Origin of the sequence: Limnobaculum allomyrinae, from assembly GCF_016649425.1 — a bacterium.
Lineage (GTDB): Bacteria > Pseudomonadota > Gammaproteobacteria > Enterobacterales > Enterobacteriaceae > Limnobaculum > Limnobaculum allomyrinae.
Map to the genome: position 1 here is coordinate 136,652 of NZ_JADRCR010000002.1, position 16,194 is coordinate 152,845.

Here is a 16,194-nt window from a genome sequence, read left to right on the forward strand (position 1 = left end):
TTAAATTGCGTTGCAAACTTTCTTAAAATTCATTTTTATTCAATTAGTTATGATGTTTTTCGGTGTGTTGTTTTTTAGCCGGGTTTTTCAGTGAAAATATTCGCAATACATTGAACTATGAGCTTTCATTATTTCATTTCTAATCTATATTTATTATTAGAGATCTTTTGTATGACAAAGTGTGTTGATTTTTATATTTAATACATTGATTCATAATATGAATAATTTTTTTCAGTGCGAATTCAGGATTTATAAACAAATTTGAATGGATCTTAATTTTGTTTTTTTCATAGAGATACAAGGATTCTATCTATCTTCAGGAATATCGCCATTGGGCAGGTTCTCATCAGGGTTAATAAAATGAATAAAAAACATGGTGTCAGAAACAGCAACGAGTACCGGTTTAACTCTTTGCATAAAGCGATAGTCCTTGCATTTCCTGCTATCTATCTCAGCATATCTATTCCGGTTCAGGCGGCAACAACGTTAACAGAAGGACAGGATATATATACCAACGGATTAAATACCGGTGCGTATGATCTGTTCCTTGGTGGCAATGTGACCTGGAACACTATGTTTGCCATGAATAGTGCTGCCAAAACAGTGATAACGATTGATGGTAATAACTACACGATAACCGCCAACGGTAGCAGCTCTCAACGTTTACTCGACATTACTCAAGTCAGTAATACTGTCTCTATCACTAATGCCACTATTACTTCTAAACCTTTCACCGGGGCGCGTAATTCATTAATCCGGTTGTATCAGCTTAATGACAAAGTTGATATCAATTTTGAAGGCACTACGTTTCTGAATATTGGGCCAACGGATTACAACACTTATGCCTCTGCTGATTATGGGCCAATCTTATCTATTCGTGGCAGTACCGGCGGTGTGATGAATGTGGATGGTGGCGCTGCCGGTGTACTGTTTAAAGGAAACCATGGGTTAGCGGATCAGCCCGGCGTGGTCGGGCTTTATTCAAACAACACCATGAATTTCACCGGCAAAGTGACCTTTGACAGCAACTGGACGGCTAACTACGGCGGTGCAATAACGGTTTTTGATGTTGCCGGCAGTAAGATGAACTTTGCCGGCGAGACTAATTTTATTAATAACCACTCCTCAGTGTTCGGTGGTGCGGTTGACTTTTGGGGGGCTTCGGCCGTCATGGCCTTTAATGGCCCCACGACATTTACCGGCAACTATGTTTACGGTACTACCACAAACTCGTTTGATTACCCTGACCACGTTGACGACCAGCATACCCGTGGGGGAGCCATCAACATTGGTTATTTGAGCCCGGGAGCTACTGGCCTTAATTTAAACTTTAATAACAACACCACCTTTAACGGTAACTTTGTTATTGATCCCAAAAATGGTTACAACGCATTAGGTGGTGCGGTTAGCGCCTATGGTAATGGTGGTAACTATAACTATTTTATGAACTTTAACGGTGCCACTACCTTTGATGGTAACTACGTTTATTCATTAACCGGCTCGGGTTATGGTGGGGCGATTTATTATGATGCGGGGGCCGCAGCGACCTTAAATTTAGGGCCAGGCTCCAGTGTGATTAATAACTATGCGAAAACTCAGGGCGGCGGTATTTATCTGAAAACCGGCACGATTAACCTGAAAGCAAATGGCGGGGATATCCTGTTTCAGGGCAACCGCCAGGGAGCAAGTTTTGCGCTGATTGGTAGCGGGCCACTTTATGCGCCGGTCATCGGTTCGGGAAATCCTAACGCTATCTATCTGGGCGGTACAGGAAGCCTGAATCTGGACGCATCCGCCGGTAATTTCATTCAGTTTTATGACCCTATCGCCTCTGTGTCTACCGCAACCATAACCGTTAATAAAACCGGTGATGGTGAAGTTCTGTTCCATGGCAATAGTAGCAATCCCGGCGATCCGTTATATAACTCCGATATCCAGACCAACACCAATGTCAACGGCGGTGCGTTCTCATTTACCGACGGCGTGAGCTATGGTAACTCCGGATTTGGTATTTTTGCGGTAAATAATGGCGGTACGGTTCAGGGAAGTAACAACAGTATCTTACAGGCGAAAACCATCAATATTAATTCTGGTGGTACAGTTGCGGCCAACGGCGGGATCTTTAACCTGAATGCGGGTACCGGCGGGGTAGTATCAACCGCCGGAAAGTTTGGCGGATTTGGGACTATCGTTGCGCCAAGTATCTCTTTAAGCACCAGTGCCGCTAACGTCTCAACGGCGGATATTGCTGCTGGTAACACCCTAATTTTAGACAGTTTGCTAACCAATGCCGGTTCGTTTAGTAAAACCGGTGCTGGTACGCTGGTTCTCACAAAAACCAATACCTATACCGGCGCAACCAGCGTTAACGATGGCACGTTACAGGCCAACAATACCAACATTATTGCCGCCAGCTCCGGACTAAATATGACCGGCGGCGTATTTGATTTGAATAACTTTAATCAAACGCTAAAAAGCCTGAGTGGTACCGGTGGCGCAATTACTACCGGTACCGGCGTCTTAACGGTTAATAGCACCAATACCACAAGCTACGCCGGTACCATTAGCGGTAGTGGCAATCTACTGAAGCAAGGTACCGGATCATTAACCCTAACCGGTAATGTCACGCTTGATGCCCCAGGCTCAGAGTTGCAGGTAACGGGTGGTACGCTAAATATTAATGGCGGTAGCCAAACTCAGATTACTAAAGGAACGGTTGATAATAACGCAGCATTGAATCTTAGTGACAGCGGTACCAACGTTCAGATGAATGACCTGTATGTGGGAAATTCAGCCAGCAGCAACAGTACCTTCTTCATTAACAGCGGTGCTCAGGCGCATATCAACAATATCCTGTATATAGGTTCGCTGGCTAATTCACAGGGAGGTGTGCTGGTTAACGGAACCGGTTCACTACTGGATGCCAACACGGTGTTGGTAGGAAATGGAGCCGGGCGCGGTACACTCAACTTAAATAACGCCGGTGTGTTGCTCACCAATAGCCTGCAAAAAGGAACGGGTACCTCAGGCGTCGTCAACTTTAACGGTGGTATCTTACAGGCTAAGAGTGACAATGCTAACTTCATCAGCGGATTTGCCAGCGGCGATCTGGTATTGGGCGCGACTGGCGGTACCGTTGATTCAAACGGTTTTAATATTGCTACCAATAATATCTTTAGTGGAACCGGCAGACTAACTAAGAGCGGCAGTGGTGTATTCACCTTAACCGGCGTTAACACTTATACCGGTGGCACAACAGTCTCCGGCGGAACACTACGCCTGACCGGAGCCGGTACGGTTAGCTCCGGTGGCGTAAATATTGCTTCCGGCGCGGCAATGTTTGTTGATACGCCTTCTTCTGGCAATTACATTTTTAATAACGCCCTGACCGGCACTGGTTTATTACAAGTAGGATTACTCAACGGGAATAATACATTCCAGTTCAGTAGTGGAGCCGGTAATGCGTTTGCCGGTACGGTACAACTGGGCAACAGCAGTTTTGCGTTGTCCGCTAACAACACCACCGCATTAACCAATGCCACCTTACAGCTGGATAGCGGAAGCACGACTTCAGTTGGAAGCGGTACCCAAAATATCGGTGGATTGACCTTAAACGGCGGTTCACTGATTTTTGATAATCTGTCGACCGGGGTGATTAACACCGGAGCGCTAACGCTGACTTCCGGAAACGTCGCTATTGACCCCAGTGCGATTACCAATATTAGCGGTAATATTTTGGGGCAGGATGACGGCGTTGATTTTCGCTTAATCACTGCCAGTAGTGTATCCGGCAGTGCAGCAAATCTGACGTTAACCGATCTTTCCGGTAATCCAGTAGTTGAGACCGCGGATGTTATTCAGAATAGCAATCTGGTTGCTATTGGCTCTTATGATTTTGCCCTGGGCAATGACGCAACGGGGCTTTATACCCGTTACTCATTGTCACAGCTGGATTTGCAAAATGGGCAGACGTTAACGCTATCCGGCGATTCAACAACGCCAACAGGCATGGACGAACTGCACGCCAAAATCACCGGTACCGGTAGTCTGTTAATCAATGCAACCAACAGTATTACGCTGAATAATCTGGCGAATGATTATAGTGGTGCAACGACGGTAGGTACCGGCACTCTGATCGCAGGTAGCAATAATGCGTTGGGTAATACCAGCGATCTGATTATCAATAGCGGTGCAACGGCTAATCTGAATGGTAAAACTCAAACCATAGGCTCGCTGAATGGTGCAGGTAGTTTGAATGTTAATGCCGGTGACTTAGCCATTACCGGCGGCGGTATTTTTGACGGTGTTATCAGCGGTAGCGCGGGTAATATGACCCTTCAGGGGGGAACCCTGTTATTAACCGGCAATAACAGCTATACCGGCACCACAAATATTAATAGCGGTTCGATTCTGCAAGTAGGTAATGGTGGAACCACGGGTGATTATGCCGGCAACATTGCCAACAACGGACAGGTGATTTTTAACCGCAATAATGCATCGACTTATGCCGGTACTCTCAGCGGTAGCGGTAGTCTGACGCAAAATGGCTCCGGCGCTCTGACCCTGAGTGGTGTAAATACCTATCAGGGAGGCAGCACGATTAACTCTGGTACGCTGGTGGCTACGCAGGGTAGCGCTTTGGGAACTGGCATAGTAAACAATAATGCCACTCTGCAACTGGATTTTGCCACCAACAGCACGTTGAGTAACATATTAAACGGTAGCGGTAGTCTGGTGAAAACCGGCACCGGTATTGCCATTCTGGACAGCCTTGGCTCCACTCAGGGTAATATTTCGGTTAATCAGGGCAGCTTAGCGTTTGCTCAGGACGGCATATTTAATGCCAGCAGTTTAACCACCGCCAATGGCGCAACCCTCGATCTGGCGGGGGAATCTATTCTGAATCTGAGCGGAGCGCTCACCCAAAACAGCACATCAGTATTAAATGTGGGGGTGGGTACCGGTCAGACAGCCATCAATGCCGATACAGCCTTGTTAGGCGGCACGCTCAATATCACCGATTTCAACGCGAATGTGCCGAATAATGCCAGTGCGTTAATCAACACAGAATTCACCGTTATCCATACCACTAACGGTATCACCAATGATTTTACTACCGTCGATCTGGGCGGAGCACAAAGCGATGTGGATTACCTGACGCTGGCGGGGCGGGTGGTTAACGGCGTGGATTACAACGTGGGTCTTCATCTGACCTGGCAGGCCGGTGCGTTATTGGGTAACGGTATCTTTACGCTGGGTGATGCCAGCGATCTGTTTAATGTGGACGTAGTATTAGCCGATCAAACCGGGCCGTTTACCAGCGGCTGGGACGGTAAAACCCTGACTAAAGAGGGGGCGGGCACGCTTCAACTCTCCTCGGTGAATACCTATACCGGCGATACGCTGATTAACGGCGGTACCTTACAGGCAGGCATTGCCAATGCTTTTGCTACCAGTAGCAATGTGACGGTGGCCAGCGGCGGTACACTGGATCTGAACAACTTTAATCAACAGGCGAATAACCTGAGCGGAGCGGGAAGCATCACGCTGGGCAGTGCGGTCTTAACGGCGAATAACAGTACAAACAGCACCTTTGACGGCGTGATTGATGGTACGGGTAGTTTGACTAAAACCGGTACCGGAACCTTAACGTTGGGTGGCGCTAATACCTATCAGGGTGGCAGTACCATCAGCACTGGAATACTGGCGATTACTCAGGGTGGCGCTTTGGGAACTGGCATAGTAAACAATAATGCCACTCTGCAATTGGATTTTGCCACCAACAGCACGTTGAGTAACATCTTAAATGGTAGCGGTAATCTGGTGAAAACCGGCACCGGTATTGCCATTCTGGACAGCCTTGGCTCCACTCAGGGCGATATTGCAGTTAATCAGGGCAGCTTAGCGTTTGTTCAGGACGGCATATTTAACGCCAGCAGTTTAACCACCGCCAATGGCGCAACCCTCGATCTGGCGGGGGAATCTATTCTGAATCTGAGCGGAGCGCTCACCCAAAACAGCACATCAGTATTAAATGTGGGGGTGGGTACCGGTCAGACAGCCATCAATGCCGATACAGCCTCGTTAGGCGGCACGCTCAATATCACCGATTTCAACGCGAATGTGCCGAATAATGCCAGTGCGTTAATCAACACAGAATTCACCGTTATCCATACCACTAACGGTATCACCAATGATTTTACTACCGTCGATCTGGGCGGAGCACAAAGCGATGTGGATTACCTGACCTTGGCGGGGCGGGTGGTTAACGGCGTGGATTATAACGTGGGTCTTCATCTGACCTGGCAGGCCGGTGCGTTATTGGGTAACGGTATCTTTACGCTGGGTGATGCCAGCGATCTGTTTAATGTGGACGTAGTATTAGCCGATCAAACCGGGCCGTTTACCAGCGGCTGGGACGGTAAAACCCTGACTAAAGAGGGGGCGGGCACGCTTCAACTCTCCTCGGTGAATACCTATACCGGCGATACGCTGATTAATGGCGGTACCTTACAGGCAGGTATTGCCAATGCTTTTGCCACCAGTAGCAATGTGACGGTGGCCAGCGGCGGTACACTGGATCTGAACAACTTTAACCAACAGGCGAATAACCTGAGCGGAGCGGGAAGCATCACGCTGGGCAGTGCAGTATTAACCGCCAACAACAGTGCCGATACCGCTTTTGATGGCGTGATTAGCGGAACCGGCAGCCTGATTAAAACCGGCACGGGTGCTTTGACTCTGAGTGGTGTGAATACTTATCAGGGGGAGAGCACTATCAGCAGTGGTACGCTGGTAGCGACTCAGGGGGGAGCACTGGGAAGCGGCACCGTTAATAACGCCGGTACCCTGGAGCTGAATTTTGCCAGCGACAGTGCCTTGAGCAATATTCTGAGCGGTAGCGGCAGTCTGGTAAAAACCGGCGCTGGAGTTGCTACATTAAGCGGAGCCGGCTCAAGTCAGGGGACGATTAATGTTAATCAGGGCGGCTTAAATTTCGCTCAGAACGGCGTTTTTAATGGTGTAAATCTGACCACTGACAGCGGCGCTGCAACCTCTGTTTCGGCTAACTCTTCACTTAATCTCAGCGGTGCGCTGACTCAAAGCAGCGGTTCAACGCTAAATATCAATACAGGAACCGTAGAGCCATCAATTACCGCAGATAACGCATCGTTGGATGGAACCCTTAATGTCACGGGTCTTACGGTCAACGCGCCCGCCAGTGCCAGTGCCCTAACCAGCACCGAGTTCACCGTTATTCATACAACCAACGGCATCACTAATGACTTTACTACCGTTGATTTGGGGGGCGCACAAAGCGATGTGGATTACCTGACGCTGGCGGGTCGGGTAGTTAACGGCGTGGATTACAACGTGGGCTTTGGCCTGACCTGGCTGGCAGGTGCTGCGTTAGGCGATGGTACCTTTACCCTGAGCGATGCCAGCGATCTGTTTAATGTAGACGTGGTACTGGCCGATCAAACCGGGCCATTTACCAGCAACTGGGACGGCAAGAGCCTGACCAAAGAAGGGCTGGGCACCTTACAGCTCTCATCAGTAAACACTTATACCGGCAGCACGCTGGTGAATGGCGGTACCTTACAAACCGGTATCGCCAATGCCTTTGCCACCAGCAGTGATGTGACCGTCGCCGGCGGTGCCACGCTGGATCTGAACAACTTTGCTCAACAGGCCAATAACCTGAGCGGCGCAGGCAGCATTTTATTAGGCAGCGCGGCGTTAACCGCCAACAACAGCGCGGATACCACCTTTAGCGGGGTGATTGATGGTACCGGCAGCCTGAGCAAAACCGGAACTGGAGCACTAACCTTAAGCGGGGTGAACATTTATCAGGGGGGCAGTACCCTCAGTGGCGGTAGATTGATTGCGACCAACGGTTTAGCGTTGGGGAGTGGCGATATTGATAATAACGCTACGCTGGAGCTGAATTTTGCCAGCGATAGTGAGTTGGATAATCTGTTGAGCGGCAGTGGTAGTCTGGTGAAAACCGGCGTCGGTATCGCGACATTAAGCAGCGCTGGCTCAAATCAAGGCGCAATGAGTGTCGATCAGGGCACCTTGAGTTTCACTCAAAATGGCGCGTTTGGCGCGACCAGCCTGACTACCGCCAATGGCGCCAGCACTTCGCTGGCGGGTGAGTCGGTTCTGAACCTGAGCGGTGCATTAACTCAAAACAACAGTGCAATATTAAATGTGGTGGTGGGTAATGGTGTAACCGCAGTAAACGCAGACACTGCCTCATTAGGCGGTACCCTTAACATCACCGGTTTTAATACCACCTTGCCAAACAGTGCCAGTGCCTTAACCAGCACTGAGTTTACCGTCATTCATACCGTTAATGGCATCACCAATGATTTTGCGCTGGTGGATTTAGGCGGCGCTGAAAGTGATGTGGATTATCTGGCCTTAGCAGGCCGGGTAGTTAACGGCATAGATTATAACGTCGGCTTTGGCCTGACCTGGCTGGCCGGTACCTCTTTAGGTAACGGTACCTTCACGCTGACTAACGCCAGCGATCTGTTTAATGTCGATGTGGTATTAGCGGATCAAACCGGGCCATTTACCAGCAACTGGGACGGTAAAAGCCTGACCAAAGAAGGACTGGGCACCTTACAACTCTCTTCGGTGAATACTTACACCGGCAGTACCCTGATTAATGCGGGTACCTTACAAACCGGTATCGCTAATGCCTTTGCCACCAGCAGTAATGTTACTGTGGGGGGGAGTGCCACGCTGGATCTGAACGGCTTTAATCAGCAGGCGAATAACCTCAGTGGAGGCGGTAGCATCCTGTTAGGCAGCGCTGAGTTAATGGCTAATAACAGTGCGGATACTACCTTCAGCGGTGTGATTGATGGTACCGGCAGTCTGAGTAAAACCGGCACCGGTACACTGACCTTAAGCGGTGAGAGTATCTATGAGGGTGGTAGCAGTATCAGCGCAGGCAAATTAATTGCAACACAGGGTAATGCGCTGGGTACGGGTAATATCAGTAATAATGCAACTCTGGAGTTAAATTTCCTGACAGACAGCACACTGAGTAATCTTTTGTCGGGCAGCGGAACTCTGGTTAAAAGTGGTGCAGGCATGGCGACGCTGAACGCGGTTGGCTCTGCACAGGGTGATGTTGAGGTTAATAGTGGTACTCTGAATCTTGTCCAAACAGGAGCGTTTAACGCTGCAAACCTCACCACCGCAACGAATGCCACTACAATGCTGGCGGCGAATGCCACATTGAACTTGAGTGGAGCATTAACACAAAATACCGATTCAACTTTAGATGTTACGCTGGGAATAGATTATCCAATCATCAGTGCGGCTACTGCCGTTTTGGATGGTTCACTTAACGTATCCGGTCTGGATACCAGCGTTATACCGGCCAATGCCAGCGGTCTGGCTGGCAGTAATTTCACCATTATTCACACCACCGGTGGAATTAGCGGTGACTTTAGTTCTGTTGATCTGGGTAGCGCCAGCAGCAGTGTGGACTACCTGACTCTGGCAGGACGAATTGTTGGCGGAGTGGACTACAATGTCGGCTTAGGCCTGACCTGGCTGGCCGGTACCTCTTTAGGTAACGGTACCTTCACGCTGACTAACGCCAGCGATCTGTTTAATGTGGACGTAGTACTGGCAGACCAAACCGGGCCATTTACCAGCAACTGGGACGGCAAGAGCCTGACCAAAGCCGGACTGGGCACCTTACAGCTCTCCTCCGTAAACACTTACACCGGCAGTACCCTGATTAATGCCGGTACGCTGCAAACCGGTATCGCCAATGCCTTTGCCACCAGCAGTGATGTGACGGTGGCCGGCGGTGCCACGCTGGATCTGAACAACTTTGATCAACAGGCCAATAACCTGAGCGGCGCAGGCAGCATTTTATTAGGCAGCGCTGAGTTGATGGCTAATAACAGCGCGGATACCACCTTTAGCGGGGTGATTGACGGCACCGGCAGCCTGAGTAAAACCGGCACCGGTATTCTGACCTTAAGCGGCGTGAACACCTATCAGGGTGGCAGCACCCTCAGCGCCGGTACACTGGTAGCCACTCAGGGCAGCGCGCTGGGTAGCGGCACCATTAATAACGGCGCCACGCTGGAACTGAACTTTGCCGGCGACAGCACATTAAGCAATGTATTAAGCGGCAGCGGTAGCCTGAATAAAACCGGAGCCGGTATTGCCACCCTTAGCGGTACAGGTTCAACGCAGGGAGCGATTAACGTTAATCAGGGCACGCTGAACTTTGCCCAGAGCGGGGTATTTAACGGCAGCAGCCTGACCACCGCCAACGATGCCGGCACCTCGGTGGCGGCGGACTCGTCGCTCAATCTGAGCGGTGCACTGACGCAAAACGCCACTTCGACGCTGAATGTCGCCGTGGGCAGCGTTCAGCCGGTGATCACCGCTGATAGCGCCGCTTTAAGCGGTACGTTGAATATCACCGGCTTTACCACCGGTGCTCCAACCAGCGCCAGCGCGTTAACCAATACCGAATTTACCGTAATTCATACCACCGGTGCCGGTGGCATTACCGGTGACTTTACCACCCTTGATTTGGGCGGTGCTGCCAGCAATGTGGATTACCTGACCTTAGCCGGTCGGGTGGTGAACAATGCAGACTATAACGTCGGCTTCGGCCTGACCTGGCTGGCCGGTACCTCTTTAGGTAACGGTACCTTCACGCTGACTAACGCCAGCGATCTGTTTAATGTGGACGTAGTGCTGGCCGATCAAACCGGGCCATTTACCAGCAACTGGGACGGCAAGAGCCTGACCAAAGCCGGACTGGGCACCTTACAGCTCTCATCCGTAAACACTTACACCGGCAGTACCCTGATTAATGCCGGTACGCTGCAAACCGGTATCGCCAATGCCTTTGCCACCAGCAGTGATGTGACAGTGGCCGGCGGTGCCACGCTGGATCTGAACAACTTTGCTCAACAGGCCAATAACCTGAGCGGCGCAGGCAGCATTTTATTAGGCAGCGCTGAGTTGATGGCTAATAACAGTGCGGATACCACCTTTAGCGGGGTGATTGACGGCACCGGCAGCCTGAGTAAAACCGGCACCGGTATCCTGACCTTAAGCGGTGTGAACACCTATCAGGGTGGCAGCACGCTTAGCGCCGGTACACTGGTAGCCACTCAGGGCAGCGCATTGGGTACCGGCACCATTGATAACGGCGCCACGCTGGAACTGAACTTTGCCGGCGACAGCACATTAAGCAATGTATTAAGCGGCAGCGGTAGCCTGAATAAAACCGGAGCCGGTATTGCCACCCTTAGCGGTACAGGTTCAACGCAGGGAGCGATTAACGTTAATCAGGGCACACTGAACTTTGCCCAGAGCGGGGTATTTAACGGCAGCAGCCTGACCACCGCCAATGGTGCCGGCACTTCGGTGGCGGCGGACTCGTCGCTCAATCTGAGCGGTGCACTGACGCAGAACGCCACCTCGACGCTGAATGTCGCCGTGGGCAGCGTTCAGCCGGTGATCACCGCTGATAGCGCCGCCTTAAGCGGTACGTTGAATATCACCGGCTTTACCACCGGTGCTCCAACCAGCGCCAGCGCGTTAACCAATACCGAATTTACCGTAATTCATACCACCGGTGCCGGTGGCATTACCGGTGACTTTACCACCCTTGATTTGGGCGGTGCTGCCAGCAATGTGGATTACCTGACCTTAGCCGGTCGGGTGGTGAACAATGCAGACTATAACGTCGGCTTCGGCCTGACCTGGCTGGCCGGTACCTCGCTGGGCAACGGTACCTTCACGCTGGCCAATGCCGGTGACCTGTTTAATGTGGACGTGGTACTGGCCGATCAAACCGGGCCATTTACCAGCAACTGGGACGGCAAGAGCCTGACCAAAGCCGGACTGGGCACCTTACAGCTCTCATCCGTAAACACCTACACCGGCAGTACCCTGATTAATGCCGGTACGCTGCAAACCGGTATCGCCAATGCCTTTGCCACCAGCAGTGATGTGACGGTGGCCGGCGGTGCCACGCTGGATCTGAACAACTTTGATCAGTTAGTCAATAATCTGAGTGGCAGTGGTCATATTACCTTAGGTACTGCGGCACTGACTGCCAACAACAGTGCCAATACTCAGTTTAGTGGGGATATCAGCGGCAATGGACGTGTAATTAAAGATGGAAGCAGTAGTCTGACCCTCAGTGGCGTCAATACGTATACTGGCGGTAGCAGTCTTAATACCGGAACGACCATTATTACTCAGGGGCAGGCATTAGGCAGTGGTACCGTGACCAACCATGCAACGCTGGAGTTAAACTTCGCCAGTGATAGCACGTTAAGTAATGTGTTAAGCAGCAATGGCAGTCTGAATAAAACCGGTAGTGGTACGGCAACATTGAATGGTGCAGGCTCGACTCAGGGAGCAATCAGTGTCACTCAGGGGACGCTGAACTTTGCTCAGAGTGGTGATTTCAATGGTGGCAGTTTAACCACCAGTAATGGCGCAACCACCTCACTGGCTGAAGACAGCACGTTAAACCTCAGCGGTGCGCTGGTTCAGAATAGTGGTTCAACATTGTCGGTTCTGTTGGGAACCACTCAACCGGTGATTCAGGCGGATACCTCCACACTGAGCGGAACACTGAAAGTCATTGGTATCGATGCTGATGCCGATCCGGCTAAGGCCAGCGATCTGCCTAATACACAGTTCACTATTATTCATACTAACAACGGTATCACTGGTGATTTCACCAACGTAGATCTGAACGGTGTCTCCAGTACAGTCGATTATCTGACAGTGAGTGCCGGCAAGAGTGTAGACAATAAGGACTATAACGTTGGTTATGGCTTGACCTGGTTAGCCGGTACAACTTTAGGTAATGGTACCTTTACCTTAGTTAATGCCAACGATACGTTTAATGTGGATATTGTTCTGGCTGATCAAACAGGTTCAAGTACCGGATGGAATGGACAGAGTCTGACAAAAGAAGGTGATGGAACACTGATATTGTCGTCTGTTAATACCTATACCGGTAATACATTGATTAATCATGGCACTTTACAGACAGGCATGGCGAATGCATTTGCTGATAGTGCCAACGTTGTTATTGGTAATGAGGGCATCCTGAGTCTGAATGGTTTTGACCAGCTAGCCAATAACCTGAGTGGTAACGGTGGTGTCCTGTTGGGCAATAGCGATTTAACCGTTAATAGTCTGACAGATACTACGTTTACCGGTTCTATCAGTGGTAATGGTGGATTGATTAAATCCGGTGCTGAGACTTTCACCCTGAGTGGCGTTAACTTCTATAGCGGTTCTACTACCATTAATCAGGGGCGTTTGGTGGGTACCCGGGCAGAGGCTCTGGGTCTGTCAGAGATTAATAACAGTGCTGAGCTTGAGTTAGCATTCGCCCAGAACAACACCCTGAATAATCAGTTAAACGGTAGCGGTGAACTGATTAAAACCGGTGCGGGTACAGCGACATTAACCAATACGAGCTCATCTCAGGGTCGCGTTTCGGTTGATGAGGGAACCCTCAAACTGGCGCAACATGGTGCGTTTAATGCTGGTGATTATCTGACTTCCGAGGGGGCTACTACTTCTATGGCAGCAGATGCATCGCTGGTCGTTGCCAATCAGTTTAAATCGGAAGGAACGCTGGAAGTGGTTGCCGGTAATACCTCTCCGGTAGTGACAGCGGATACCGCAGCGCTTGGTAGTAACTCAATTTTCAATCTGTCCGGCTACTCAGCGCCGGAAAGCACCAGTGCCAGCCAGTTAGCTTATAACCAATTTATGGTAATTAGTACCTCGGCACCAGGCAATCTGACCGGTGACTTTGCTTCATTTAACTTAGGTGGTGCTTCCAGCCCGGTAGACTATCTGTCGATGACCGCAATTCATGACAACCAGAATTACAGTATTGGTCTGGCGCTGTCCTGGTACGGCGCATACAGTGCAACACCTGAACGTGCTCACGGCACTTTCACTTTAAGTGGCGCCAATGAGTATTTCGATCTGGATGTGGTGTTGGCTGATGAAGCAGCAAATGCTGCCACCGGTTGGGATGGTAAGACCCTGACCAAAGCGGGAGCGGGTACACTGCAACTATCTAAAGCCAATAGCTATACCGGAGCCACTTTGATTAACGGTGGTACGTTACTGGCCGGAAATACCAATATTATTGCCAATAGTTCAAGGCTTACGGTAACCGAGGGAGCGACCTTCGATCTGAATCACTTCGATCAACAGGTTAATAACCTTAACGGCGGCGGAAATGTAGTATTGGGAGAGGCTTCCCTGACCACCAATCACAACGAAGACAGTACCTTTAGCGGTGTGGTAAGTGGTGCGGGCGGTCTGAATAAAACCGGGAATAATACGCTGCTGTTAACCGGAGATAACAGTTATGTAGGTGGTACCACCATCTCCAGCGGAACCTTGCAACTGGGTAATGGTGGTACCAGCGGTAGCGTTATAGGAAATATCACCGATAACGGAACATTAGTCTTCGACCGCAGTAACGACCATTTGTATAACGGCATTATTAGCGGAAGCGGCAATGTGATTCAGCAAGGCTCTGGTACGCTGTTTATCGATAATAACCAGACTTATCAGGGAACCACGGATGTTAATGCGGGGGCACTGGTTCTGCTTAAAGATTCCGTGCTGGCAAGCATCAATACGGTTACGGTAGCTACAGGGGCTGAACTGGGTGGTTACGGTGGCGTCAACGGTAGCGTGGTTAATAATGGTCTGTTGGCCGTAGCGGATGCCGCAGTTGGGTTTGTTGATGCACCGGCAGGTAATTTCACTATCGGCGGAAATCTGACCAACTCTGGTGAAGTTCGCATGGCAAGCCCGGATCCTCGTAGCCAGTTAATTGTTAAAGGAAACTATATTGGTAATAACGGGTTACTCACTTTAAGTACTATTTTAGGCGGAGATAATTCAACCACCGATAGATTGATAGTGAGTGGTGATACCTCTGGTACCACGCGTCTGGTGGTGAACAATTCCGGCGGAGCCGGAGCACAAACGGTGAATGGTATTGAGGTGGTCAGCGTTGGCGGCCAATCTAACGGTCAGTTTACGCTGGCGAATCGCGTGGTTGCCGGTGCTTATGATTACAGCCTGTATCAGGGGCTACCTGATGCAGCAAATGGCAACTGGTATTTGCGTTCACAGGGGCCAGGGGAAGCGCCACAATGGCGTCCGGAAGCGGGTATCTATCTGGCGAACCAGTCAATTATTAGCCAGTTGCAGATGCAAACACTGTTTGATCGTCAGGGTAGTCAGTTCAGAAGTGCCGACAGCAGTAGCTGGGGGCGTATCGTCGGAGGCCGGGTCGATAGCAAGGCCGCCGGTGGCAATATTGATATGAACAGTGACTATACGCTGGTTCAGGTGGGCAGTGATTTACTGAGCTATAACATCGGTGATTCTGGTCTGGTTGCCGGGGTTATGGGGAGTTGGGGTGATGTAGACTCCGACTCAACCGGCAATGCAGATTTGAATGGAACCCATCACAGTGCAACCGGTACCGTTGAGGGCTTTAGTCTGGGCGTTTATGCCACCTGGTTTGCCGATGCGAAACAACAAACCGGAGCCTATATTGATAACTGGTATCAGTATGGCTGGTATGACAACCACGTCAGCGGTGAAGGAATGGCAACGGATAGCTACGACTCCCGTCCGTTTGCAGCATCACTGGAGACGGGATATAGCTTTATTCTTAACGATAATAGCCTGAACCAATGGCGGCTGATACCTCAGGCTCAGGTGGTGTATAACAAATATTCTGCCGACAGTTTTGTTGATTCCAGCAATACCAAAATTGACGGACAGAATAATGAAATATGGAGTACCCGTTTAGGTACACGTCTGACGGGTAACATACAGGGTAAAGGCTATACCCATCATCCATTCGCTGAAGTGAACTGGTGGTACAGCAAACAGGATGCATCAGTAACGTTTGACAGTATGCGTATCGATCAGGATATGCCAAATAACAGGGCAGAAGTGAAAGTGGGCATACAAAGTGAGTTTGATAATAAATGGAGCACCTGGGTTAATCTGGGGGTTCAGGAGGGCGCCGATAATTATCATAGTGTAGGAGGAGGTATTGGCGTTCGTTATGTCTGGTAGTAAATCATCTTAAGTATTTTATTAAAACCGGTGTGTTGT

At 50.1% G+C, this 16,194-nt stretch carries 1 protein-coding gene; it reads left to right on the forward strand.

The genetic code is table 11. The annotated features are described in order from the left end of the window. The first annotated feature begins 360 nt into the window (after nucleotides 1–360). Nucleotides 361–16,155, forward strand: a complete 15,795-nt coding sequence (locus tag I2494_RS05015; RefSeq protein WP_218468202.1) for an autotransporter-associated beta strand repeat-containing protein — start codon at nucleotides 361–363, stop codon at nucleotides 16,153–16,155. Nucleotides 16,156–16,194 lie beyond the last annotated feature (39 nt).

Excerpts from the sequence above, each read along its gene's own strand:
- I2494_RS05015 (WP_218468202.1), top strand. The coding sequence starts at position 361 with ATGAATAAAAAACATGGTGTCAGAAACAGCAACGAGTACCGGTTTAAC.